Source organism: Aquisphaera insulae (assembly GCF_011064615.1).
In the GTDB taxonomy this organism is placed as follows: domain Bacteria; phylum Planctomycetota; class Planctomycetia; order Isosphaerales; family Isosphaeraceae; genus Aquisphaera; species Aquisphaera insulae.
The window spans coordinates 69,012-93,112 of the sequence record NZ_JAALJH010000026.1 but is presented as its reverse complement, the minus strand read 5'-3'; the positions used below and the strand labels follow the sequence as shown (position 1 = coordinate 93,112).

19 protein-coding genes are annotated in these 24,101 nt (G+C 69.8%); 13 read left to right on the top strand and 6 right to left on the bottom strand.

Annotated elements, in window-relative coordinates; all coding sequences use genetic code 11:
- Positions 1–24: 24 nt before the first annotated feature.
- Complete coding sequence (locus G6O54_RS16000; protein ID WP_165226651.1) at positions 25–1,485, top strand: sulfatase; 1,461 nt, start codon at positions 25–27, stop codon at positions 1,483–1,485.
- A gap of 36 nt (positions 1,486–1,521) precedes the next feature.
- Here G6O54_RS16000 and G6O54_RS15995 read toward each other — a convergent pair whose 3' ends face one another.
- Positions 1,522–2,799 (bottom strand): bifunctional UDP-N-acetylglucosamine diphosphorylase/glucosamine-1-phosphate N-acetyltransferase GlmU, encoded by a 1,278-nt coding sequence (locus tag G6O54_RS15995; protein ID WP_165226650.1) that lies wholly within the window; start codon positions 2,797–2,799, stop codon positions 1,522–1,524.
- A 293-nt stretch (positions 2,800–3,092) separates the two neighbouring features.
- Here G6O54_RS15995 and gatC point away from each other — a divergent pair, with 293 nt between their 5' ends.
- The 9 genes from gatC (at position 3,093) to G6O54_RS38645 (ending at position 14,616) form a co-directional block, all read left to right on the top strand.
- On the top strand, positions 3,093–3,380 hold the full coding sequence (gene gatC / locus G6O54_RS15990) for an Asp-tRNA(Asn)/Glu-tRNA(Gln) amidotransferase subunit GatC (RefSeq protein ID WP_165226649.1): 288 nt from the start codon (positions 3,093–3,095) through the stop codon (positions 3,378–3,380).
- 152 nt (positions 3,381–3,532) lie between these two features.
- A complete protein-coding gene (gatA, locus tag G6O54_RS15985) occupies positions 3,533–5,017 on the top strand; it encodes an Asp-tRNA(Asn)/Glu-tRNA(Gln) amidotransferase subunit GatA (RefSeq protein ID WP_165226648.1) in 1,485 nt (494 codons plus the stop codon).
- The gene (locus tag G6O54_RS15980; protein ID WP_165226647.1) at positions 5,017–5,466 is read left to right on the top strand and encodes a hypothetical protein; all 450 of its coding nucleotides are present in this window, start codon (positions 5,017–5,019) and stop codon (positions 5,464–5,466) included. Before gatA ends, G6O54_RS15980 begins: the two co-directional genes overlap by 1 nt.
- Positions 5,445–5,819, top strand: a complete 375-nt coding sequence (locus G6O54_RS15975; RefSeq protein WP_165226646.1) for a hypothetical protein — start codon at positions 5,445–5,447, stop codon at positions 5,817–5,819. The genes G6O54_RS15980 and G6O54_RS15975 overlap by 22 nt, the downstream gene beginning before the upstream one ends.
- A 90-nt stretch (positions 5,820–5,909) precedes the next feature.
- Positions 5,910–7,391, top strand: coding sequence for an Asp-tRNA(Asn)/Glu-tRNA(Gln) amidotransferase subunit GatB (gatB, locus tag G6O54_RS15970; RefSeq protein WP_165226645.1), 1,482 nt, complete (start codon positions 5,910–5,912; stop codon positions 7,389–7,391).
- A gap of 60 nt (positions 7,392–7,451) precedes the next feature.
- Positions 7,452–8,372 carry a sugar phosphate isomerase/epimerase family protein gene (locus tag G6O54_RS15965; protein ID WP_165226644.1) on the top strand — a complete coding sequence of 307 codons (921 nt, stop codon included), beginning with the start codon at positions 7,452–7,454 and terminating at the stop codon, positions 8,370–8,372.
- A gap of 99 nt (positions 8,373–8,471) precedes the next feature.
- On the top strand, positions 8,472–9,476 hold the full coding sequence (locus tag G6O54_RS15960; protein ID WP_165226643.1) for a sigma-70 family RNA polymerase sigma factor: 1,005 nt from the start codon (positions 8,472–8,474) through the stop codon (positions 9,474–9,476).
- Positions 9,477–9,665: 189 nt separating this feature from the next.
- Complete coding sequence (locus tag G6O54_RS15955) at positions 9,666–11,849, top strand: cytochrome c biogenesis ResB family protein (protein ID WP_165226642.1); 2,184 nt, start codon at positions 9,666–9,668, stop codon at positions 11,847–11,849.
- A gap of 100 nt (positions 11,850–11,949) precedes the next feature.
- Positions 11,950–14,616, top strand: a complete 2,667-nt coding sequence (locus G6O54_RS38645; RefSeq protein ID WP_165226641.1) for a cytochrome c biogenesis protein — start codon at positions 11,950–11,952, stop codon at positions 14,614–14,616.
- 69 nt (positions 14,617–14,685) lie between these two features.
- On the opposite strand, the gene katG is transcribed toward G6O54_RS38645, so the two are convergent.
- On the bottom strand, positions 14,686–16,956 hold the full coding sequence (gene katG, locus G6O54_RS15945) for a catalase/peroxidase HPI (protein WP_165226640.1): 2,271 nt from the start codon (positions 16,954–16,956) through the stop codon (positions 14,686–14,688).
- 62 nt (positions 16,957–17,018) lie between these two features.
- A complete protein-coding gene (locus tag G6O54_RS15940) occupies positions 17,019–17,462 on the bottom strand; it encodes a Fur family transcriptional regulator (protein WP_165226639.1) in 444 nt (147 codons plus the stop codon).
- Between the two features lie 270 nt (positions 17,463–17,732).
- On the opposite strand from G6O54_RS15940, the gene G6O54_RS15935 reads away from it, so the two are divergent.
- Positions 17,733–17,963 (top strand): hypothetical protein, encoded by a 231-nt coding sequence (locus G6O54_RS15935; RefSeq protein WP_165226638.1) that lies wholly within the window; start codon positions 17,733–17,735, stop codon positions 17,961–17,963.
- A 32-nt stretch (positions 17,964–17,995) separates the two neighbouring features.
- On the opposite strand, the gene G6O54_RS15930 is transcribed toward G6O54_RS15935, so the two are convergent.
- From G6O54_RS15930 to dtd, 3 genes are all read right to left on the bottom strand, one after another.
- Complete coding sequence (locus G6O54_RS15930; RefSeq protein WP_165226637.1) at positions 17,996–18,715, bottom strand: SDR family NAD(P)-dependent oxidoreductase; 720 nt, start codon at positions 18,713–18,715, stop codon at positions 17,996–17,998.
- A gap of 409 nt (positions 18,716–19,124) precedes the next feature.
- Positions 19,125–20,648, bottom strand: a complete 1,524-nt coding sequence (locus G6O54_RS15925) for an FGGY-family carbohydrate kinase (protein ID WP_165226636.1) — start codon at positions 20,646–20,648, stop codon at positions 19,125–19,127.
- Between the two features lie 61 nt (positions 20,649–20,709).
- Entirely contained in the window at positions 20,710–21,159 is a 450-nt protein-coding gene (gene dtd, locus G6O54_RS15920; RefSeq protein WP_165226635.1) for a D-aminoacyl-tRNA deacylase, read from the bottom strand.
- Positions 21,160–21,347: 188 nt separating this feature from the next.
- On the opposite strand from dtd, the gene G6O54_RS15915 reads away from it, so the two are divergent.
- Both G6O54_RS15915 and G6O54_RS15910 read left to right on the top strand, forming a co-directional pair.
- The gene (locus G6O54_RS15915; RefSeq protein WP_250846919.1) at positions 21,348–22,394 is read left to right on the top strand and encodes a Gfo/Idh/MocA family protein; all 1,047 of its coding nucleotides are present in this window, start codon (positions 21,348–21,350) and stop codon (positions 22,392–22,394) included.
- Between the two features lie 10 nt (positions 22,395–22,404).
- The gene (locus G6O54_RS15910; protein WP_165226634.1) at positions 22,405–24,096 is read left to right on the top strand and encodes an ArnT family glycosyltransferase; all 1,692 of its coding nucleotides are present in this window, start codon (positions 22,405–22,407) and stop codon (positions 24,094–24,096) included.
- Positions 24,097–24,101: the final 5 nt, after the last annotated feature.

Sequence of the window (24,101 nt, the reverse complement as noted above, 5' to 3'; positions counted from 1 at the left end):
CGAGGGCATGAGAGGTCGACGACCATGACGCTCGGACGATTCCTGTCGATGGTGGTCATCGTCCTGGTGCTCGCACCCGCATCCGCGGCTGCGGCGGAGGAACGGCCCAACGTCGTCCTGATCCTGGCGGACGACCTGGGGATCAACGACCTGGCCTGCTACGGGCGCAGGGACCACGCGACGCCGCACCTGGACCGGCTGGCATCGGGCGGCTCGCGGTTCACATCGGCCTATTGCGGATTGTCGATCTGCTCGGCCTCGCGGGCGGCGCTCATGACGGGCAAGTCGCCGGCGCGGCTGCACCTGACGACCTTCCTCCCGGGCCGGCCCGATGCGGAGACCCAGAAGCTGCTCCACCCGGCGATCGTCCAGGACCTGCCCTCGTCGGAGGTCACGCTGGCGGAGCGGTTCCGGCGGGCCGGCTACGCGACGGGGATCTTCGGCAAGTGGCACCTCGGCAACAAGGCGGGCTCAAAGCCCGAGGATCAGGGCTTCGACGAGGTCTTCCTGCCGGCCACCGACTCCATCCCCTCGGCCACCGAGGGGGGCAAGAACGAGTATGCCATCACGCGGCGGGCGATCGACTTCATCGACCGCCGCAAGGGGGGGCCGTTCTTCCTCTACGTGGCCCATCACAACCCGCACATCCGACTGGCGGCCAGGCCGGAGCTGGTGGCGAGGCATCCCGACGCCTTCAACCCGGTCTACGCCGGGATGATCGAGACCCTGGACGACACGATCGGCCTGATCGGCGAGTCGCTGGAACGAAGCGGGCTGACTCGTCGGACGATCGTCGTCTTCATGTCGGACAACGGCGGCCTCCACGTCCTGGAAGGGGGCGACGTCCCGACGCACAATACCCCTTTTCGCGCCGGCAAGGGATATCTCTACGAGGGGGGCCTGCGGGTCCCGTTGATCGTCTCGTGGCCCGGCCGGATCCCGGCCGCGGTGATCGACGAACCGATGGTCAACATGGACCTGACGCCGACCCTCATGGATCTCTGCGGCCTCCCCGCGGCGGCGGAGTCGAGCCTCGACGGCGTGAGCCTGGCGGCGCGGCTGAAGGGCGGTCCGGCCGGTCCGCCGCGATCGTTCGCGTTCCACTTCCCGCATTACACCAACCAGGGGAGCCGTCCCGCGGGCTCGCTCCGCGAGGGGAGCTGGAAGCTGATCGAGTCCTACGACGATGGCCGCCTCGAGCTCTACGACCTGGCCGCCGATCCCGGCGAGCGGACGGACCTGGCCGCGCGGGAACCGGGCCGGGCACGAGCCATGCAATCGCGGCTGGCCGCCTGGCGGGCGTCGGTCGGTGCCCAGTCGAACGAGCCGAACCCGAATTACCGCGCCGATCTCGCCCGCCCGCTCTACCTCGACTTCGACGCCTCCGCCGTCCGGCCCCTGGCCACGGCGGCCGAGACGGCCCGGGTCTTCGAGCGTTGGCGAAAGCTCATGAACGCGGCGGTCGCCGGCTCGCGGCCTCGGTAGCCGGGCGAACGGTGGGGCTCAGGGACCGCAGGTGGCTCAGCTCGCCGGCTTTCCCGCCCCGATCGGCCGCGCCGGGATGCCGACGACGGTCTCGCCCGGCGGCACGTCCTTGCCGCGGGTGACGACGGCCCCGGCGCCGACGACGGCGCCCTCGCCGATGGAGACCGGGGCGACCATGATCGAGCCCGAGCCGACGAAGGCGCGGGCGCCGATCGTGGTCTCGCTCTTCCTGACGCCGTCGTAATTGGCGGTGATCGTCCCGGCGCCGATGTTGACGTCGCGGCCGACGGCGGCGTTGCCGAGGTAGGCCAGGTGGCGGACGACCGTGCCGGCCTCCAGGCTCGAGCGGCTGATCTCGACGAAGGCCCCGACCTCGACGCCGTCGGCGAGGGCCGTGCCGTCGCGGAGGTGCGCGAGCGGGCCGACGCGGCAGCGGGCGCCGATCGTCACGGAGCCGGAGATCACGGTGAACGGATAGATCACCGTATCGGGGCCGATGGTCGCCCTGCCGTCGATGTAGGTATTCAGGGGGTCGACGATGGTCACCCCCTCGGTCATCCAGTGGTCCTGGATCCGCCCCTGCATGACCTTGTCGGCCTGGGCGAGGTGCTGGCGGGTGTTCACGCCCAGGATGTCGTCGCCGCGGAGGACGTTCAGGGCGATGACCTTCTCGCCCATCGCGGCGAGTCGTTCGGGGGCGTCGGTCAGGTAGTATTCGTTCTGGGCGTTGCTGGTGTCGATCCGGTCGAGGGCGTCCCAGAGGACGGGGAGCTCGAAGACGTAGCAGCTCGGGTTGACCTCGCGGATGGCCTTCTCCTCGGGCGTGCAGTCGCGCTCCTCGACGATCCGGAGGAAGCGGCCGGCGGAATCGCGAAGGATCCGGCCGAAGCCCATCGGGTCGTGGACCTTGGCCGTGCCGAGCAGGCAGGCGGCCTGCTCCTGGGCCTGGCGTTCGAGGAGGTCGGCCAGGGGTTCGGGGCGGAGCAGCGGCTCGTCGCCGACGAGGATCATGACGGGGCCCGAGTAGCCCTCCAGGAGCGGCCGGCAGACCTTGGCCGCGTGGCCGGTCCCGAGCTGCTCGGTCTGGAAGGCGAAGAGGATGTCGGGCTCGCCGGAGAGCGCCTGGAGGACCTGGTCGGATGCGTAGCCGACGACGACGATGACCGTCTTCGCCCCGGCGCCGCGGGCGGCCTCGACGACGTAGCGGATCATCGGCCGGCCGCAGACCTCGTGCAGCACCTTGGCCTTCTCGGACTTCATCCGCTTGCCGTGCCCCGCGGCCAGGATGATCGCGACCGGTCCGTTCACGCTCATGGGAAACCGTCTTCCGCTCCCGCGTCGGCCCGTTCGACGACGCCGCCCCACGCTGGGCCGGCCGTCGCGGACGGCGCGATCGCGTATCATAGGTGGATCGCCGGGCCCGCGTCAAACCGCCCTCGGGCCCGCTCGCCCGCTCGGTCGTGTCCGGTCGGCGAACCTTGAACGGGCGGGGTGAATCTGTCAGACTGGCGTCTTCCATGCACCGATCTCCGGGCGGGGGCTCCTCCTCCGTCGGGGACGGGTCGGGCGAAGGGCCGGACGGACCGCGGTAAGGGTTGGAATCTCCCATGTCGCTCTCGATCGAAGACGTTGCCAAGGTGGCGATCCTGGCCCGGCTGCGGGTCAGCCCGGATGAGCTTTCGATGTTCACCGGCCAGTTGAACTCGATCATGGACTACGTGAATCAGCTCCAGGGGCTGGACACGGCCGACGTGGAGCCGCTGGCCCACGGGGTCGAGGTCCGCAACGTCTTCCGCGAGGACGTCCGCGGCGAGGCCCTGCCGCGCGAGTCGGCCCTGGCGAACGCGCCGAAGCGGAACCAGGACAGCTTCCTCGTCCCGGCCGTCCTCGATTGACGCGACGCGACGCGGCGTGACCCGACCAGACCCGCCTCGACGGCCCGACCGATCCACCGCCCCCACGCCAGCCTCCCGCGGTCGACCCGCGCCGCACGACCCGCGAGCGACCGACCGGACCGGGCTTCTTTTCCGCGACAGGACGCCGACCGATGACCAGCGCCACCGCGACCTCGCTCCTGAAGTCCCTGGAGAAGGGAGAGACGACCTCGGAGGAGATCGTCAAGGGCCTCCTCGACCGCGTCGATCGGCTCAGGCGGCTGAACGTCTTCGTCCACCTCGACCCGGACCGGACGCTGGCCTCCGCCCGCGAGGCGGATCGGCGGCGGAAGCAGGGCGAGCCGCTCGGCACGCTCGCGGGGGTGCCGGTGGCGATCAAGGACGTCCTCTGCGTGGACGGCGAGCCCACGACCTGCGGCAGCCGGATGCTGAAGGACTTCCGCCCCCCCTACGACGCCACGGTGATCACCCGGCTGAAGGGCGCCGGAGCGATCCTCTTCGGCAAGACGAACATGGACGAGTTCGCGATGGGCTCGTCGACGGAGAACAGCGCGTACGGCCCGACCCTCAACCCGTGGGACGAGGCGCGGATCCCGGGGGGATCGTCGGGGGGCTCGGCGGCGGCCGTCGCGGCGGACCTGGCGCCGCTCTCGCTCGGCTCCGACACCGGCGGCTCGATCCGCCAGCCGGCGGCCGTCTGCGGGATCGTCGGCCTCAAGCCCACCTACGGCCGCGTCAGCCGGTATGGACTGATCGCGTTCGCCAGCTCGCTCGACCAGATCGGCCCGTTCGCCCACGACCTGGCCGACACGGCGCTGGTCCTCAAGGTCCTGGCCGGCCGCGACCCGAGGGACTCCACGAGCGTGGACACGCCGGTGCCCGATTACACGGCCACCCTGGACACGCCGCCCGAGTCGCTCCGGATCGGCGTCGCCCGCGAGTTCTTCGGCGAGGGGCTCGATCCGGAGGTGGAGGCCGCGGTCCGCGAGGCGATCCGCGTCTACGAGGAGGCCGGCGCGAGCATCAAGGAGGTCTCGCTCCCGACCTCGAAGGTGGGCGTCGCGGCCTACTACATCGTGGCCCCGGCGGAGTGTTCCAGCAACCTGGCCCGCTACGACGGCACGATCTACGGCCACCGCGCCGAGGACTTCTCGCCGAAGTATCCCGGCGAGGAGGAGATCGCCCCGCTGGTCCGGATGATGATGGTCAGCCGGGCCGAGGGCTTCGGCGCCGAGGTGAAGCGGCGGATCATGCTGGGGACGTTCGCCCTCTCCGCCGGCTATGCCGACCAGTTCTACAACCAGGCCCTGAAGGTCCGGCGGCTGATCCGGAATGACTTCGACCGGGCCTTCAAGGATGTGGACGTCATCCTCGGCCCGACCTCGCCGACGGCCGCGTTCAGGCTCGGCGAGCGGACCGATGACCCGCTGGCGATGTACCTGTCGGACATCTACACGATCACCGCCAACCTCGCCGGCATCCCCGGGGTGAGCATCCCCTGCGGCCTGACGAAGTCCGGCCTGCCGATCGGCCTCCAGCTCCTGGCCCCCGCCTTCGCCGAGGAGATGCTCCTCCGCACCGCCCGGGTCTTCGAGCGGGCCACGGACTGGCACCTGAAGCGGCCGGGGCTCGTATGATGGCCAAGCAGAGCAGGCATGCGGAACTCGGGGCTCAGGCGGCCGATTTGGAGCAGGCCTGGCAGGATCGGCTGGCCGATGCGAATGCCGCACTCGCCGTCAGCCGCCACGCCCTGACTATTTCCTCCGGCCTCTATGCCATGGAGATCCTCCTGAAGAGGCGAGTCTGCAGCCAACTCAACGTGGGTCAATTGCCCAGGTTGCTCGAGATCCACGACCTCTTCGGCCTGGCAACCTTCGCGGGTTTGAGGAACACTCTGGATGACCCGTCGTTCAAGACGACCAAGATCGGCTTGAACTGGAGGCTCCTCGTCGATCGTTCCGAGGAGCTGAACGATCTGCGCTATTACCCGGATTCTCGATGGTCGGATCAGGACGCCCTCGACCTGTTGACGTGCCTGCAAGATCCCGTAGACGGAGTGATCGCATGGCTACGCTTACAGCCCTGACACGCGTGGTTGTTGATGTGTCGCGTGCGTTCGCTCGTTATGCCGAGGAGCAGGGATGGGGCCGGGGGGACTATTCGATCTACTACAAGATCAACAGCGACTGGGGGGTCGTCCACTTTACCTTCGTCTCACGAAGGATCGGGCCAAGCGAGGAGGATCGATATTACAAGGACGTTTGGGACTACATGGTTCGATCATTCGAGCAGGATCCGGAGATCCTGCGGATCTTCGACCTGCTCGTGAAGAGCAAGGACAACGTCGATAAGGGGGGGATTTCCAGGATCCCCGGGGGATACGAATTGCTCGACGAATTCTCCGTGCTGGCTCCGCTGCTCGATGCCCACGAGAGGTAAATGGTCGAACCGTGACGGCCACCCATCGAGCCCGTCCTTGACTCGAAAGCACCGGTTCTCTTGCGGCTTCCTCCAGGCGGACAACTTCCCATGGACCACCCCTACGATATCGTCATCGGCCTCGAGATCCACGTCCAGCTCCAGACCGAGAGCAAGATGTTCTCCTGGTGCGGCACCGAGTTCGGCCTGCCGCCTAACACCCAGTGCGACCCCGTGTCGCTCGGGCTGCCGGGGACGCTGCCGGTCATGAACGGCAAGGCGTTCGAGCTGGCGCTCAAGACGGCCGTGGCCCTGCACGCGACGATCACGCCGTTCACGAAGTGGGACCGGAAGAACTACTACTATCCCGACCTGCCCAAGAACTATCAGATCAGCCAGTATGACCTCCCCTTCTCCACCGGCGGCTGGCTCGACATCCCGACGCGGAAGGACGGCGGCGGGGGCGGCCGGTGTGCCCTGACGCGGGTGCACCTGGAGGAGGACACCGGCAAGCTCACGCACGCGGCCGGAGGGTACTCCGAGGTGGACCTGAACCGCGCGGGGATCCCCCTGCTGGAGATCGTCTCCGAGCCGGAGATCCGCAGCCCGGCCGACGCCCGCGGCTGCCTCGAGGAGCTGCGGCTGACTCTCCGCTACCTGGGCGTCTCCGACTGCGAGATGCAGGAGGGCTCGCTCCGCTGCGACGCCAACGTCAACCTGCACATCCACAAGGACGGCACGACGATCGCCACGCCGATCGTCGAGATCAAGAACCTGAACAGCTTCCGCGCCGTCGAGAAGGCCCTCCACCACGAGGCCGAGCGTCAGTACAAGAAGTGGCTGGACGACGGCAAGACCATCAAGGACGCCCCCAAGACGACCCGCGGCTGGAACGACGTCGAGGAGGTGACCAAGCCCCAGCGCGAGAAGGAGACCGCCGCCGACTACCGCTACTTCCCCGAGCCGGATCTCGTCCCCGTGGTGGTGGACGAGCCCTGGCTGGAACGGGTGCGGGCCTCCATCGGCGAGCTCCCCGCCGCCCGCCGCCAGCGGTTCGAGGCGAGCTACGGGCTGTCCCCCTACGACGCCAACGTCCTCGTCGAGCAGGGGCAGGACGTGGCCGACTACTTCGACGAGGTCGCCGGCGCGACCGGCGAGTCGAAGCTGGCGAGCAACTGGATCCAGCAGGATGTCCTGCGGACGATCAAGGAGAAGAAGCAGGCCATCGCCGACTTCCCGGTCAAGCCGGACGGCCTGGCGGACCTGATCAACCGCGTCAAGCGGGGCGAGCTGAACACCAACCAGGGGCGCGAGGTCCTGGGCCGGATGATCCAGACGGGCGACCCCGCCGAGGTCATCATCGCCATGGGCGGCTACAAGATGGTCTCCGACCGCGATTCCATCGCCGCGGCCGTCGACGCGGCGATCGCCGCCAATCCCCAGGCGCTCGAGGACCTGAAGAAGGGGAAGAAGAAGCCGGATGCCGTCAAGGGCTTCCTCCGCGGCCAGGTGATGAAGCAGACCGGAGGCAAGGCCAATCCGGCGCTCGTGGGAGAGCTGCTGGAGGCGAAGCTTGCCGCGTTGGAAGCCTGAGTGAACCGGACCGATGAGCGAGCACCACGAGGCCAGCCGGCCCGACCCGGGAGCATGACCATGAATCGCGTCGATCGCAGGACGTTCGTGAAGGCAGCCGGCGGAATCCTCGCCGGGGCGGGACTCGCGGGGCAGGGCAACGCGGACGAGCCCGCCGCTCCGGGGCAGGCCCAGGCGGCCCAGCCCAAGCCGGCGGCCGCGCCCGGCAAATGGAAGCGGGCCTACATGCTCGGCCACGTCACCAAGGGGCCGGTGCTGCCGACGTTCCAGCTCCTGAAGGAGGCCGGGTTCGACGGCGTCGAGCTGATCAGCCCCAACCAGCTCGACATGAAGGAGGTCCTGGCGGCCCGCGACAAGACCGGGCTGATCATCCACGGCGTCAGCGGCGGCCGGCACTGGCAGGACCCCCTGTCGGATCCGGATCCGCTGGTCGTCGAGCGCAGCCTGCTGGCGATCAAGCAGGAGATCGCCGACTGCAAGGCCTATGGCGGCGACACCGTGCTCATCGTCCCGGCCGTGGTCAACAAGAAGGTCTCCTACCGCGACGCCTACGCGCGCTCCCAGGAGAACATCAAGAAGCTGATCCCGACCGCCGAGGCCGCCGGGATCAAGCTCGCCATCGAGGAGGTCTGGAACAAGTTCCTCCTGAGCGCCCCGGAATTCGCCCGCTACATCGACGAGTTCGGCAGCCCGGTCGTGGGCGCCTACTTCGACGTCGGGAACGTGGTCGAGTACGGCTTCCCGGAGGAGTGGATCCGCGAGCTCGGCAAGCGGATCCTCAAGATCCACGTGAAGGAGTACGGCAAGTCGAAGCGATTCGACTACAAGCTCGGCGAGGGCGAGATCGACTGGCCGGCCGTCCGCAAGGCGCTCGGGGACGTGGGCTACGAGGGCTGGATCACGGCCGAGGTCTCGTTCGGTGACCTCGCGGCGATGAAGGACGTCGTCCGGCGGATGAACGAGGTCCTCCAGATGGCCTGACTCGACTCCGCGGATTCTCCCAGGAAACTTGCATCCGCTTCCGCCTCTCGGCGACATTAAGGGGGTAGTGGAACGATCGATCTCCCGGGGGGCGAGGCCTTGATCACCGAGCCGGACAGCGACGCCCGCCTGCTCGAACGGTTCGCCCGCCGCCGCGAGGAGGCGGCGTTCCGCGAGCTGGTGGAGCGGCACGGGCCTCGCGTCCTTCGGGTCTGTCGGAGGATGCTCGCGTGCGACCATGACGTCCAGGACGTCTTCCAGGCGACGTTCCTGACGCTCGCCCGCAAGGCGGGCCGGGTCTCGTGGACCGGGTCGGCCGGCCCCTGGCTCGGCTCCGTGGCCCGGCGGCTGGCACTCCATGCCCGCGGCAGCCTGGTGCGGCAACGCGCCCGGGAGCGGACGGGCTCGACGCTCATCGAGGGCCCCGCCCCCCTGCCCGACTTTCCCGATCCGGCCGGCCCTCCGGACGAGGACCTGGAGCGTCGGGAGCTGCGTCAGATCCTCGACGGCGCGCTCGGGCGGCTCCCGGACAAGTACCGCGAGCCGATCGTCCTCTGCTACCTGGAGGGGATGACCAACGACGAGGCCGCCCGCCGGCTCGGCTGGCCGTCCGGCTCGATGTCCCGACGACTGGAGCGGGCCCGGGCGCTGCTCCGCCGGCAGCTCGTGCAGTCGGGCGTGACGGCCTCGCTGGCCCTCTTCCTGGCGGCGGCGATCGCGTGGCAGGCCGGCCCGGCCATGCCCGTGCCGGGTGACGGCCAGGGCCTCCGGCTGGCGATGCGGGCCTTCGCGACGACGCCGGGGTCCGATCCTCGCCGACCGGCCGTCGGCGAATGGGTCGCCGGGCTGGGGCGCGACGCCTCGTCCGTCGAACAGCTCGCGGACTTCGCACGTAAGGCGGAAAAGGCCGCCGTCGCGGCCTCCGAGCACGTCCCCGACTTCCGACCCGGACGCGCTCGCTGGCGGACCCTCGCCGCGGGGATGCTGTCCGAGTCGCGGGCCCTGGCGGAGGCCGGGCGGGCGGGGGATCGCGACGCGTCCGTGGCGGCGGCCCGCCGGCTGGATTCCACGTGCGTGTCGTGCCACCTGGCCTTCCGCCACTGACCCCCTTGAACCCCCTGCAATCCACGGCGTTCGGGCGGCCGTCGCTCGCCGCGACTGGCTGCCGGCGCCGGCCCCGGATAGAATGAACTCGTCAACCGGGCGAGCAACCGACGGTCCTCCTCACGCGGATCAGGCCCGCCGGACGCCCGGTCCCTCCTTGCAGTGCGACCCTCCTCGTCAGGTGAGAACATGGCGACCGCCGCGAAGAAGTCCCCGGTGATCGACTCGTCGACCGCCGCGGACGCGAAGTCGAAACATCCGTCGCGGCAGCCCGCGTCCGGTCGGGGCGTCGTCGGCCTGCTCATGGCCGTCTATCGCTTCCTCGCCTCGCTCAAGCTGGCGGTGATCGGGCTCGGCTCGCTGGCCGCGGCCCTCGCCTTCGCCACCTGGCTGGAATCCCGCTACGGCACGGCCACGGTCCAGGACTACGTCTATCGCAGCACCTGGTTCGCGCTCCTGCTGGGATTCCTCGCGGTCAACATCTTCTGCGCGGCGGCGATCCGATTCCCCTGGAAGAGGCGCCAGACCGGGTTCGTGGTGACCCACCTCGGGCTGCTCGTCCTGATCGCCGGCTCCTACGTCAGCTTCCGGACGGCCGACGAGGGCGAGGTCGTCATGCTGGAGGGGGAGACCAAGTCGCAGCTCCTGCGGCTCCAGGACTCCGTGATCCGCCTCCGGGAAGTCGATCCCAAGACCGGAGAGCCGGGCACGCCCCGGGAGTTCCACTTCGCCCCCGGCCCGTTCGCCTGGGGCAACGGCCAGGCCCGGCTGAACAACCTGATGGACTTCACGCTCAACGGCCTGACGGACGGCCGGCTCCCCGCCCCCTCGTCCGCGGGCGAGGTCCTGAGCGAGCCCGGCGATCCCGTCAAGGTGGTGATCAAGACGTTCCTCCCGGCCGCCGGCCCGGCCACGCTCCACGAGTCCGACCCGTCGGGCGTCCCGATGGCGCGGATGCAGCTCGAGTTCAAGGCCCCCGGCATGCCCCAGGCGCGGGAGGCCTTCATGTCCGAGGACGACCAGTGGTTCGCCCTCGATCGCCGATTCTACCGGGTCGCCCGGACCGAGATCGGCGGGCGTGAAGCCCCCGCGCTCGTCGCCTTCGCCTACGTGGACCGGCCGGAGCTCGTCGAGGACTTCCTCAAGCCGCCGATGGACGCCGGCCCGCGCGGGCTGGCCCGGTTCCGCTATGCGGACAAGGCCGGCAAGCCGCGGACTTTCGACCTGGCCCTGAGGGATCAGGAAGGGAAGACGATCACGCTCCCCGACAGCGACCTCTCGGTGCTGGTGGAGAAGGTCGCGGACTTCCCGACGAACGACGGCGGCCTCTTCCGCGTCCTGGGCGAGGCGGCCGTCCCGGTGGGCATCTTCGAGATCCGCAAGGGGAGCGGCCCCCCGGTGAAGCACTGGGCGCTCGGCTCGCTGCCCATGATCCCCAACGTGGCCCCGAATACCGAGGACCCGGCCGCGCCGATGCCGCAGCCGCTGGCCTCGATCCACCTGATGGTCGTGCCCGATCTCGACCCGAAGCTCTCGGGCCGGATGGGGCAGATCGAGGTCCTCGCCGGGCCCGACGGCAAGCTCTTCTACCGCGTCTTCGGCCGCGGCAAGGACGGCAAGACCGTGCTCCGCTCGGCCGGCCCGGTCGACCTCAAGAAGGCGACCCCCGCGCTCGGCGGCGGGGACATGCCGATGTTCATCAATTTCCGCGTCGACGACTACCTGCCGTCGGGCGTCGAGCGGAGGATCTACGAGCCGGTCTACCTGCCCAAGGCCCAGATGGACCAGGCCATCCCGGCGGCCCTGCTGGAGCTTTCCACGGGGGATGCCACCCGCGAGGTCTGGGTCCGCCGCGACGACTCGACGGAGGCCCCCGCGTTCCAGCCGATCCAGCTCGGCGACCGGGTCTTCCAGCTGGCTTACGACGTCGATCGCCAGCCGCTCGGGTTCCAGCTCAAGCTCGACAAGTTCGAGGTCGGCTTCAGCCCGGGGACCGAGAACGCGACCAAGTTCGAAAGCCAGGTCGAGCTGACCGACGAGAGCCGGGGGATCAAGGATCGCCCGCACCTGATCTCGATGAACGAGCCGATGACGCATCGGGGCTATACGTTCTACCAGATGCGTTACTCGGCCGTGGCGGATCGGGAGACCGGGCAGCGGAGCGGGATCTATCAGTCCGTGCTGCACGTGGGGGTGGACCCCGGCCGGCCGGTCAAGTATGCGGGCTGCCTGATCCTGGTCGTGGGCATCTTCCTCCAGTTCACCATGAAGGCCGGCGTCTTCAGCGACTCCGCCAAGCGGACGCTCCGGCAGGCCGCCCGCCGGCTGTCGAGCTCGGCCGCGGACCGGGCCGACGAGCCCGAGACGCTCTGAGTACAGAATGACGAGCGGAATCGAAGCGACCCGACGAATCCCAGCAATTCCCCAGCAATCCCCGGGCACTGCCCGTCAAGACGAGCCGCGGAGACCCGTTATGAAAGCGAGACGAGCCGTGCGGTATCTGATCTCCTGGCGGCATCTCGCCGCGGGCCTGGCGGTCGTCCTCTTCGCGACGGTGGCCGGCGCGAGGGCCGAGGAGTCGAAGGTCGAGGACCTGGGCCGGGGCCCGGCCTATGACCGCGTGGGCGAGCTCGCCGTGATGCACGCCGGCCGGGTCAAGCCGCTGGACACCGTCGCCCGCGAGGAGATCAAGGAGGTCTTCGGCCGCGAGTCGATCAACCTCCGCGACGACCGGGGCAAGGTCGTCGCCTCCTGGGGGCCGGTGGGGGCCTTCCTGGACTGGATGGTCCGCCCCGAGTTCTGGGACGACCAGGCATTCGTCCTGGTCGATTTCGGCCCGCTCCGCCAGAAGCTCCTGGACGGGACCCTCAAGCAGCAGGTCAAGGACCTGGCCGCGAAGGCCCCGGAGGCCGAGCGGCCCGCGCTCGAGGCGCTCGCCTCCGGCCCGGAGCTGACCACGAAGGCGTTCGAGGACTACCTCCGGGGCAGCCACCTGGACGACGCCGGCAAGAAGGCCGTCGCGGCGATCGGCCTCCGGCTGGGCGAGGAGCTGAAATGGCTCTCACCCCGCGAGATCGAGGACGCGAAGATCGCCGGCCACGGCGACCCCGAGCCGTTCATGCAGTGGGCCTCCGAGCTCAACGAGCAGAAGGAGAAGTACGAGGCCAATCCGAAGTCGGCGGCCCGGCTCACCGAGACCGAGCGGCGGGCCATCGAGGTCGCCCGCCGGCTGATGACCTACAAGGCCGTCAGCGGCGACGATGCCCGCTCCTCGACCATGATCCGGGTCATGCCCCGGACCTCGTCCGCGAAGGCGATGACCTACCTCGCCGGGGTGGTCAAGAAGGCCCGCGAGTCTCGCGACGTGCGGTCGCTGGCGCCGATCGAGTTCGACGTCCTCAAGGCGCTCGACACCTACTGGGACGCCATCCCCCGCGACCAACGCAAGGACCCGGGCGAGGACGCGAAGTTCGACGACAAGTTCGGGGCCTGGCTCCGCGAGAACTCGGCCTGGGTGCCGCTGAGGGTCTTCGTCAAGGCGGGGGCGAGCGACCTGGTCGCCGCCGGCTATCCCGAGGCCGAGACGAAGGCGTTCCTGGATGCCTACGCGGCGATGATCCAGGCCGAGGATCGCCAGCCGGGCAGGCTGCCGGAGCCGCTCGCCGCGGCGATGATCGCCAGCTCGCGGACGCTCGGCGACGCGGTCGCCGCCGGCCACTATGCCCCGGTCGCCGCCATCGAGCGCGAGACCCACTTTAATAGCATGAACCCGTTCTGGCTGGCCCCATTCGGCTATGGCGCGGCCACGATCCTGCTGGTGCTGACCCTGGTCCTGAAGGCCTTCCGGTCGAGCGGGGCGGCGAGCGTTGGCAGGGCGGTCTACGCGGCGGGGCTGGCGGCCCTGGTGGGCGGCATCGCGATCGAGGCCTACGGCTTCTATCTCCGGATCCGGATCTCCGGCTGGGCCCCGGTCACCAACATGTATGAGACCGTCATCTGGGTCGCGCTGGTCGCCGCGGTGCTCTCCGTCGTGCTGGAAGGGGTCTACCGCAAGGTCTTCGCCGCGCTCGGCGGCTCGGCCGTCGCGCTCCTTGGGACGATCACGGCGGTGAACGTGCCGCTCCTGGACCCGAGCATCGGCAGCCTGATGCCGGTGCTCCGGAGCAACTTCTGGCTGACCATCCACGTGCTCACGATCGTCTCCAGCTACGCGGCCTTCGGCCTGGCCTGGATGCTCGGCCTGATCGCCATGGGCTATTACCTGACCGCCGTATACAAGCGGTCGCCCGGCTATGCCGAGCTCGCGATGCCCATCGCCCCCGGCTTGGGGACGCTGGCGGCCGGTTCGCTCGGCCTCATGGCCACCTCGTCCGGGGCTGGCACGTCCTGGGTTTCCGGCGACGTCCTGTTCTCGTCCTTCCTCCTGATCGCCGAGGCGGGGGGCGCCCTCGTGCTCGCCGGCCTGCTGGCGATGGGGGGCGAGTTCGTGAACCGTCGCGTCTTCCGGAACGCCCTCCGCGACGCGGCGGCCGGTGAATTGGAGGCCGACGACCTGGCGGGCAGCCGGCGCGAGCCGGCCTACGCCGGTGCCCATGCCGCGTCGTCGTCCTCGGGCGGCGGCGTGGCGACGATCGCGCGGCCGACCGTGGCGCAGATCTTCGCCTCGGAGAAGACGGCCTGGGGCAACCTGGACGCCCGCGGCCTGGCCATGCAGGCGACGGCAGCGAACATCAAGCCGATCGCCAACCTGATCTACCGGGCGATGCAGGTCGGCGTCCTGCTGGTCGCGGCCGGGACGATGCTCGGCGGCTTCTGGGCCGACTACTCCTGGGGCCGGTTCTGGGGCTGGGATCCGAAGGAGGTCTGGGCCCTCATCACGCTCCTGGTCTACCTGGTCCCGCTCCACGGGCGGTTCGCCGGCTGGGTCAACACCTTCGGCCTGGTCTTCAGCTCGATCGTCTGCTTCCTCTCGGTGATCATGGCCTGGTACGGCGTGAACTTCGTCCTGGGCGTTGGCCTGCACAGCTACGGCTTCGTGGAGGGGGGCTCGCAGGGCGTGATGAGCGTCCTCATCTTCGCCGTGCTGGCGCTCCCCATCGCGGCGGCCTGGCGGCGGACGCTGGGGTATCGCCTGGCCTGATCGCCGACCATGATTGCCCGCCTCGCCCCCGCCTCCAGGTCGGGGGCGAGGCGGGGTTCCGCACCGCGATCAAGCCACGTCGAACCGATCGAGGTTCATCACCTTCGTCCAGGCCGCGACGAAGTCGCGGACGAACTTCTCCTGGGCGTCGGAGCTGCCGTAGACCTCGGCCACCGCGCGGAGCCGCGAGTCGGATCCGAACACGAGGTCGGCCCGCGTGCCGGTCCACTTCACCGCGCCCGTCTTCCGGCAATGGCCCTCGAAGACGTCCGCGGACTCCGAGGTCGGCGACCAGGCCGTCCCCATGTCGAGCAGGTTCACGAAGAAGTCGTTGCTCAGGGTCTCGGGTCGCTTCGTGAAAACACCGTGGGAGGACCCGTCCGCATTGGCGTTGAGCACCCGCAATCCGCCGACGAGGACCGTCATCTCCGGCGCGGTCAGCGTCAGGAGCTGTGCCCTGTCGATCAGGAGTGCCTCGGCCGGGACCGAGAACTTGCCCCCGAGGTAGTTCCGGAAGCCGTCGGCGATCGGCTCGAGCACCGCGAAGCTCTCCACGTCGGTCTGGTCCGCGAGGGCGTCCATCCGCCCAGGGGTGAACGGGACCGTGACGTCGATGCCGGCGGCCTTCGCGGCCTGCTCGACGCCCACCCCCCCGGCCAGGACGATCAGGTCCGCGAGCGAGACCTTCTTGCCGCCCGATGCGGAACCGTTGAAGTCCTGCTGGATGCCTTCCAGGGCCTGAAGCACGGCCGCGAGCTGCGCCGGCTGGTTGACCTCCCAGTCCTTCTGGGGTGCCAGGCGGATCCGGGCGCCGTTGGCCCCGCCGCGCTTGTCCGAGCCGCGGAAGGTCGACGCCGAGGCCCAGGCCGTCGAGACGAGCTGCGAGACCGTGAGCCCGGCCGCCGCGATCTTCGCCTTGAGTGCGGCGATGTCGTTCGAATCCACGAGCGGATGATCGACCGCGGGGATCGGATCCTGCCAGATCAGGTCCTCGGCGGGGACCTCGGGGCCCAGATAGCGTGCCTTCGGGCCCATGTCGCGGTGCGTCAGCTTGAACCAGGCGCGGGCGAAGGCGTCGGCGAACTGGTCCGGGTTCTCCATGAACCGCCGGGCGATCTTCTCATAGGTCGGGTCGAACCGGAGCGCCAGGTCCGTGGTCAGCATCGACGGCGCGATCCGCTTCGAGGGATCGTGCGCGGCCGGCACGGTCCCGGCGCCGGCCCCGTTCTTCGGCGTCCACTGGTGGGCCCCCGCCGGGCTCTTGGTCAGCTCCCAGTCGAAGCTGAACAGGTTCCAGAAGAAGTTGTTGCTCCAGTGTGTCGGGGTGCTGGTCCAGGTGACCTCCAGGCCGCTCGTGATCGCGTCGGCCCCCTTGCCGGTGCCGAAGCTGTTCTTCCAGCCCAGGCCCTGCATCTCGAGCCCGGCCGCCTCGGGATCGGGCCCGACGTTCGAGGCCGGCCCGGCGCCATGGGTCTTGCCGAAGGTGTGGCCGCCGGCGATGAGGGCCACGGTCTCCTCGTCGTTCATCGCCATACGGCCGAAGGTGTCGCGGATGTCCTTGGCGGCGGCGACCGGATCCGGGTTACCGTCCGGGCCTTCTGGGTTGACGTAGATCAGTCCCATCTGCACCGCGGCCAGCGGGTTCTCCAGGTCGCGGCTGTGGATCTTCCCATCGGCCGAATCGTCGGAGGAGACGACGCCGCCGTCCTTCTCCACGCCCTTCGACCCATGGGAGTAGCGCTCGTCGCCCCCCAGCCAGGTCGTCTCGCTGCCCCAGTAGACGTCATGGTCCGGTTCCCAGGTGTCGGCACGGCCGCCGCCATAGCCGAATGTCTTGAAGCCCATGGTCTCGAGGGCGACGTTGCCCGTGAGGATGATCAGGTCGGCCCACGAGAGCTTCCGGCCGTATTTCTGCTTGATCGGCCAGAGGAGGCGGCGGGCCTTGTCCAGGCTGACGTTGTCCGGCCAGCTATTGAGGGGCGCGAACCGCTGCTGACCCCGGCCGCCGCCGCCGCGGCCGTCGGCGATCCGGTAGGTCCCGGCGCTGTGCCAGGCCATCCGGATGAAGAGCGGACCGTAATGGCCGAAGTCCGCCGGCCACCAGTCCTGCGAGTCCGTCATCAGCGCCGCGAGGTCCTTCTTCACCGCCGCCAGGTCGAGCGACCTGAACTCCTCGGCATAGTCGAAGGACTCGCCCATCGGGTTGGACCGGGCCGAATGCTGATTGAGGAGATCCACTCGCAGCTCATGCGGCCACCAGTCGCGGTTCGTCGTCCCCCCGCCCGCGGTGTGAAAGACACCCTCGCCCGCGAACGGGCACTTCGTCGCCTGCTCTGACATCGGCGTTCTCCCCTGGCTGGTCGATTTGCAGGATCAGTCGGACGGGTTGGAGACGTTCGTTCTCAATCGTGATCCGGCGGCGGAGCCGCGGCGAGGCATTCGGGGCAGGTGCCCCAGAAGATCACCTCCGCCTCGTCGATCCGGTAGCCCGCCGCGTCGGACGGCGTCAGGCAAGGCATCGCGCCGACGGCACAATCCACGTCCACCGTCTTGCCGCACGACCGGCAGATGACGTGATGGTGGTTGTCGCCGACCCGGTCCTCGTACAGCGCCGGCGAGCCGGCCGGCTGGATGCGGCGGATCAGGCCCCTGTCGGCCAGGATCCCGAGGGCGTCATAGACGGCCTGCCGCGAGATCGTGCCGATCTCCGCGCGTACCCGCTCGGCCACCTCATCTGCCGTGCAGTGCGGCCGCGCCTGGACCGCCCGCATCACCGCCAGCCTCTGGGCGGTGACTTGCAGCCCTCGCGAGCGAAGCAGCTTGGCCTTGGCGGGATCTCTGGGCATGATTCGAGACTAAATCTAATTCTGGACTCTGTCAAGAATGTAGGTCCGCGAGTTTCGTTTGCCTCAGATGGTGGCCCGACCCGGATGGCCTGGCCTCGGACGGCCCGAGCGAAACAAGACGCAGGACTTGACCCCGGACGGCTATTGGGCTGCTTGGGGATGAACCTCGATCTCCGGGCGGCGGTCCTTGAGACCGCAGAGTCACTGAAGTGCGCCCCTGGGATTGGACCATCACCTTGGTCGGTACTGGCCTCCCAGGAGCGTCCTCGGGTGCCCAAACGCCGTCGCCGAGCTTTCACGCCCCAGTCCAGGGCCCGGGTCGTCCTGGAAGTGCTCTCCGGCCTGAAGGGCCAGGCCCAGGTCGTCCGACAGCGAACCGGGGCGGCGCGTCCTGCGCGAGGGCCGGGCCGGGCCGGAGAGGGCGATGAGCATCGCGGTCACCTGGTCGAGCTGGGGATCGTCATCTCGTCGCCGTTGCCCTTATCGGAAGACCGGGATTAGGGGGCGCGTGACCATCACCAGCTCCTCGGCAGTCACCAGCGTCCGGCGTGCGCCCCGCCGTCGACGTGCAGGGTCTCGCCCGTCACGAACCCGGCCGACTCCAGGTACAGGACCGCCTCGACGATCTCCGAGACTTCCCCCATCCGCCCCAGGGGGTGCATCGCGGCGAGGGCGGCGAGCGTCTCGGGGGGATGCATCGGCGTCCGGATGTTGCCCGGCGCCACGGCGTTGACCCGGATGCCCCTGTCCGCGTACTCGATCGCCAGCGACCGCGTGACGGCGTCGAGCCCTCCCTTGGTGAGGGATGTCAGGGCCGACGGCACCCCCTTCACGGGCTGGCCCACGAGCGTCGTCGTCAGGTTCACTACGTGCCCGCCGCCCCCGCGCGCCAGCATATGCTTGATCGCCCGCTGGGTGACATGGAAGAACCCGCCGAGGTTCAGCGAGACCACCCGCGCGTAGTCGTCCTCGGTGTACTCGGTGAACGGCGCGGGGACGAACACCCCGGCGTTGTTGACGAGCGTGTCCACGCGGCCGAACTTCTCGACCGCGACCCCGACGACCCGCTCGGCGACCGCCGGGTCGGTGATGTCACCGGCGACGGCGAGGGTATCACCCTCGTAGGCGTCGGGCCGGATTGACCGGGAGTTGGCGACCACGCGGTAGCCCCTCGCCAGGTATCCGCGCACCAGCCCTTCTCCGATGCCCTGGGAGGCGCCGGTGATGATGGCGACCTTCGAGTCCGTGCCCACGATAAGCCTCCTCCGAAGGTGGCGATCGCCCCGGGGCGGAACCGAATGGGCCGCCACGACGCCGGGAGCGACTTCGCCCGAGTATCCTACCCGCACCGCCCCCGGTCGGTGAGTAGACTCGACCTTCCGCCCCGTCGCGGCCTCGGCGACGCGAGCTCACGCGGCCGCCCAGGCTCGCTCCCCGCGGCTCGGAGATGGCTGAAGGGGCCAGGGATGGCTGAAGGGTCATTCTGGTTCACCATCGGTGCCCAGGAAGATCGGGCCATTGTCCGTCCGGGAGGGCCTGAGACTCACCTGCTTTCCGAAGGAGCTTCAGCTCTGCTCACGCCGGTCCTGGTCTCCGAAATCGCACGATCCGGGGCACGTGCGCCCCGGATCGGCGGAAGCGAAGCGTCGAGAGGGTCACGGATCAGGCATTAAGCCGCTTGTAGAGATCCACGTATTTCGCGAACAGCTCGTCGTAGGCGGACGCGTTGGCCGGGTTCGGGTCGACGGTCTTCTCGATGGCGACCATGGCCTGAGCGGCCTCGTCGAGGTTGGCGAAATCGCCGGCGGCGATCGCGGCGATCATGGCGGAGCCGAGGGCGCAGGACTCGCTCTCGCGGGTCAGATGCACGGGCTGCTTGAGGATGTCGGCGTGGATCTGGAGCCAGAGTGGGGACTTGGCGCCGCCGCCGCCCAGGAAGATCCGCTGGACCTTCAGGCCGTGCTTCGAGGCGTCCTCCAGGATGTGGCGGGTGCCGCAGGCGGTGGCCTCATACAGGGCGCGGAAGATGTGGCCGGGGCCGTGGGCCAGCGACAGGCCGGCGATCGCGCCGCGGGCCTGGGGGTTCTTGTACGGTGAGCGATTCCCCTGGAAATCGTCGCGGACGACCAGGCCGTCGGCGCCGGGCGGGACCTTGGCGGCCTCCTCGTCGAGCACGCTGTAGACGTTCACCCCGCGATTGTCCGCCTCGGCCTGCTCGCGGGCCGCGAAGTGGCGGCGATACCAGTCGAGGATCGAGCCGGTGGCCGTCTGGCCGGCCTCGATGGTGTAGAGCCCCTCCACCGTGGCGTCGGGATAGCAGCCCGCCGCGCCCGAGCCGAACACGCCGTCCTTGCACTGGGCGAGGTGGCAGGTGCTCGAGCCGACGATGGCCGCGACGTCGCCGTCGTTCGTCGCCCCCAGGCCGAGCATCCCGAGATAGGCGTCGATGCCCCCCTGGGCGACGGGCGTGCCGGGTTCCAGGCCGAGCTCCGCGGCCGCCCCGGCGCTCAGCTTGTCATCACCCTTGCCGAGGGGGACGATCTCCGCGGGCCACTTCGACGGCAGGTCGTCCAGGCCGACCTTCGCCATCATCGCCAGCGGCCAGCCGCCGTCGGGGCGGGCGTAGTTCCACTTCACGGCGACGTGGTTCAGCGACAGCGTCCAGCGTCCCGTCAGCCTGTACATCATCCAGTTGGTGCACTCGACGATCCGCTCCGCCTTGCGGTAATTCTCCGGCTCGTTGTTCTTGAGCCAGAGCGCCTTGGGGAGCATCCACTCGGGCGAGACGCGTCCGGAGACATACCTCAGGATCGGGTCATTCGTCGCGCTGATGGCGTCGGCCTCGCGATAGGAGCGCTGGTCCATCCAGAGGATGGCCGGGCGGAGCGGGTTGCCCTCCAGGTCGCAGGCGAGGACCGTGCAGGCGGTGCAGTCCAGGCCAATGGCGGCGATCTGCTTGGGCGAGGCACCGGACTTGTCCAGGGCCTTGGCGATGGCGGACTTCGTCGCGGCCCACCACTGTTGAGGAGACTGCTCTGCCCAGGCGGGGCGGGGATAGGTCGTCTCGATCGGCTCGACGCCGTAGGCCACCGTCCGGCCCTTCAGGTCCACGAGCGCCGCCCGCAGGCTTTGCGTCCCCATGTCCAGACCCAGGACCAGTCGATCCGTCGCCAGTGTGTTGCTCATCGGGAGAGGGCCTTTTCGCTTCAGCGTGCTTGGAATGGGAGAGAAGGCGGCGTCGCCGGGTTCAGAACGCCTTGCGGCTGTCGAGCAGCAGGGTGACCGGGCCGTCGTTGACGAGGGAGACCTGCATCATGGCCCGGAAGACGCCGGTGGCGACCTCCAGGCCGGACCCGCGGAGGATCGCCACGAACCGCTCGTAGAGCCGCTCCGCGTCCGCGGGGTCGGCCGCGGCGGTGAAGCTGGGCCGGCGGCCGGCCCGGCAGTCCGCCAGGAGCGTGAACTGGCTGACCACGAGGATCCCGCCGCGGACGTCCACGACGCTCCGGTTCATCTTCCCCTGCTCGTCCTCGAAGACCCGCAGGTTCAGGATCTTGTCGGCCAGCCAGGCGGCATCGGCCTCGCCGTCGTCGCGGGCGACCCCGAGCAGGACGACGAACCCGGCGCCGATCGCGCCGACGGTCGAGCCGTCGATTTCCACGGAGCCTCGCGACACGCGCTGGACCACTGCACGCATGACAGACGGACCTCGTCGGACCCTACCTCGGTGCCATTCGCGCCATCGTAACCGAGCGGAAGGCGTCTCGCTCGGGTCTTGTTCCGGGTAGCCGCGGGGGGGGCGTTGCTGATAACCTCTCTGGGGTCCGGCCCAAGCCCGGTGGCGGGCCGACGGCGAGGGCCGCGTGGGGTCGCGAGGAGGGGCGTTTGGGAGCGTCGCAACACACCCGGCTTCGGGTGGGGGTCATCGGCCTGGGTCGCCTCTGGGAGAGCCGTCACAAGCCGTCGCTCCTCCGGCTCAAGGACCGGTTCCGGGTGACGGCCGTTTACGACCAGGTCCACCGGCGGGCCCGGACCGAGGCGGAGCAGCTCGGATGCGTCGCCTGCGAGGGCCTCTCCGCCCTGGTGTCCCGGACCGATGTTGATGTGATCTATGTGCTCTCGCCCCAGTGGTTCGGCCTCCATCCGCTGGCCCTCGCCTGCGAGGCGAAGAAGTCGGTCTATTGCGGGCTCCCGCTGGCCGAGTCCGCCGACGAGCTGGAGGGCCTGGCACGCCAGGTCGGCGAGGCGGGCATCGCGTTCATGCCCGAGTTCGCCCGCCGCTGCTATCCGGCGACCCTCCGCCTCAAGGAGCTGCTGGCGACGTCGCTGGGGCCGCCGCGGCTGATCCTGGGCCAGTCGCGGCTCTTCGGGTTCGACCGCTATGCCGTCCCCGGCCCGAGCACCCAGCTCGCCCCCTCCCCCCTGCTCGTGGATCCGGGGAGCTACCTGCTGGACTGGTGCTGCTCGCTGATGAACGCCCTGCCGGAATCGGTCGGTGGCGCCAGGGCCCAGGTCGTCCCGGCCGCGGAGGGGAAGCCCCCGGAGCCGGACTTCGGCAGCTTCGTCGCCGAGTTCCCCGGCGGTGCGTCGGCCCAGGTCTCCTTCGGCCGGTACGACCGCGGCCGTTGGGGCGAGGCCAGCCGGTTCCTCCCCCCCGCGGGCTTCCAGGTCTTCGCCGAGCGGGGCGCGGCCTGGCTGGAGCTCCCCGAGCGGATCCAGTGGTCCGACGCCTCGGGGACGCACGAGGAACGCCTCCCCCTGGAGCCGACCGTGGGCGACGTGCTCAACAAGCAGTTCCACGAGCTGGTCCACGGAGAGCCCTCGGCCGCCCCGACGATCCGCGACGCGCTCCGGATCGCCAGGCTGGTCCGCGAGATCGAGCGGAGCCAGGCCGAGGGCCGGGTCATCCGGCCAGGCGAGCCGTCCGGCTGAGGAGCGGCCCATGGGTAGGAAGCCCGGATCGATCCTGTTCGTCGGACTCGTCGCGACGGCGGCGATGGTCGGCCTCGCGCTGATCGCGGACTCGGCCGGGCGGACCTCGGCGACCTACGACGAGACCACCTACCTCCGGGTCGCGGCCCGCTGGTGGCGGACCGGCGAGCAATCCGAGATCACCCGCATGGGCTCCCCCCTGACCTTCTGGAAGCTCCAGCAGACGCCCGTGTTCTGGGTCCTCGACCGGACGGGCCGGGGCGGCCTCATCGACGAGCCGATCCGCCGCCAGTCGGAGTTGCTGCCGATCGTCCGCATCGGCGGATCCTGGATCTGGCTGGCGGGGCTGCTGCTGACCGCCGGCTGGAGCCGCGCGGCCTACGGCGACCGCGCCATGGCCCTGGCCGCCTGGCTCTTCGCCCTCAGCCCCAACCTGCTGGCGCACGGCGGCCTCGCCACGATGGAGACGCCGATCCTCGCCTGCACCGCCGCCGTGCTCTTCCTCTTTTGGCGGTTCCGCGCCACCGGCCGCACGCGATGGCTCTGGGCCTCGGCCGCGGCGGCCGGCCTGGCCTTCTCGTGCAAGTCGACCGCGGTGCTCCTCCCGCCGCTGATCGCCGCGGCCTGGTGGATCGACGACCTGGCGCGGGCGGGACGAGCGGGGTTGATCGCGCGGACGCTCCGACTCGCCGCCGCCATGGCGGGCTTCGTCGCGCTCATGCTGGCCGCCGACGTCGCGGTCACGGGCTTCGCGCTCATGCCGCTCAGCGGCTCGACCGGCGATCACCCGAGCATCGCCGCCCGGTTCGGCCGGCTCGGTCCCCTCGCGCGGGCGATCTATGAGACGCGGTGGCCCCAGGATTGGGTTGGCTTCGCCACCCAGGTCCATCACCAGATGTCGGGCGGGCCGAGCTACCTCCTGGGCGAGCGGCGGATGACCGGCTGGAGGTCCTACTACCTGATCGCCATGGCCGTCAAGGTCCCGCTGACGTTCTGGCTGCTCGTGATCGGGAGCGCCGTCCTGGGACGCGATCCGCGCCGGGTGGCGGCCGCGGAGGGTCGCGATCCGCACGACGAACTCCTGCCGCTGCTGGTCGTGCTCTTCGTCCTGGCCGCCTCGCTCGGCTCCACGCGGAACTACGGGATCCGGTACATGCTGCCGATGGCACCGGTGGCGATCGTGTGGGTGTCTCGGCTGGCCGAGGGCAACGGGCGACGGGCGGGATGGGCGGCCGGCGTTGTCGGGCTCGGATTGGCCGGCCAGGCGGCGGCCGTCGCCACGTGGCATCCGTTCGAGCTGACCTATTTCAACGCGATCGCCGGCGGCCCGATCGGCGGCCGTCGGATCCTCGCGGATTCCAACCTCGACTGGGGGCAGGGCCTCAGGGGGCTGGCCCGGTTGCAACGCGAGCGGCCCGAGATGCGCGACGTGACCCTGTACTACTTCGGCGACACCGACCCTTCATACTATGGTGTCCAGGGCCTGGCCCACGTCGTGAACGCCGTGGACGACCATTCGGCCTTGCCGCCGCTGGGCGAGGTCCGCACCCGGTTCGTCGCGGTCTCGGCCTCGCTCCAGCACGGCCCGTGGGGGCCGGAGGGATTCTTCCGGGCACTCGACGGCATCGCGCCGATCTGCCTGACGGACGACACGACGATCGCGGTCTACCGGAACCCGGGGGCGGGTGCGATCGTCCCCTGACCGCG

Bases quoted from the DNA above. Each gene is read 5' to 3' on its own strand.
- G6O54_RS16000 (WP_165226651.1), top strand. From the start codon at position 25: ATGACGCTCGGACGATTCCTGTCGATGGTGGTCATCGTCCTGGTGCTC.
- G6O54_RS15995 (WP_165226650.1), bottom strand. From the start codon at position 2,799: ATGAGCGTGAACGGACCGGTCGCGATCATCCTGGCCGCGGGGCACGGC.
- gatC (WP_165226649.1), top strand. From the start codon at position 3,093: ATGTCGCTCTCGATCGAAGACGTTGCCAAGGTGGCGATCCTGGCCCGG.
- gatA (WP_165226648.1), top strand. From the start codon at position 3,533: ATGACCAGCGCCACCGCGACCTCGCTCCTGAAGTCCCTGGAGAAGGGA.
- G6O54_RS15980 (WP_165226647.1), top strand. From the start codon at position 5,017: ATGGCCAAGCAGAGCAGGCATGCGGAACTCGGGGCTCAGGCGGCCGAT.
- G6O54_RS15975 (WP_165226646.1), top strand. From the start codon at position 5,445: ATGGCTACGCTTACAGCCCTGACACGCGTGGTTGTTGATGTGTCGCGT.
- gatB (WP_165226645.1), top strand. From the start codon at position 5,910: ATGGACCACCCCTACGATATCGTCATCGGCCTCGAGATCCACGTCCAG.
- G6O54_RS15965 (WP_165226644.1), top strand. From the start codon at position 7,452: ATGAATCGCGTCGATCGCAGGACGTTCGTGAAGGCAGCCGGCGGAATC.
- G6O54_RS15955 (WP_165226642.1), top strand. From the start codon at position 9,666: ATGGCGACCGCCGCGAAGAAGTCCCCGGTGATCGACTCGTCGACCGCC.
- G6O54_RS38645 (WP_165226641.1), top strand. From the start codon at position 11,950: ATGAAAGCGAGACGAGCCGTGCGGTATCTGATCTCCTGGCGGCATCTC.
- katG (WP_165226640.1), bottom strand. From the start codon at position 16,956: ATGTCAGAGCAGGCGACGAAGTGCCCGTTCGCGGGCGAGGGTGTCTTT.
- G6O54_RS15940 (WP_165226639.1), bottom strand. From the start codon at position 17,462: ATGCCCAGAGATCCCGCCAAGGCCAAGCTGCTTCGCTCGCGAGGGCTG.
- G6O54_RS15925 (WP_165226636.1), bottom strand. From the start codon at position 20,648: ATGAGCAACACACTGGCGACGGATCGACTGGTCCTGGGTCTGGACATG.
- dtd (WP_165226635.1), bottom strand. From the start codon at position 21,159: ATGCGTGCAGTGGTCCAGCGCGTGTCGCGAGGCTCCGTGGAAATCGAC.
- G6O54_RS15910 (WP_165226634.1), top strand. From the start codon at position 22,405: ATGGGTAGGAAGCCCGGATCGATCCTGTTCGTCGGACTCGTCGCGACG.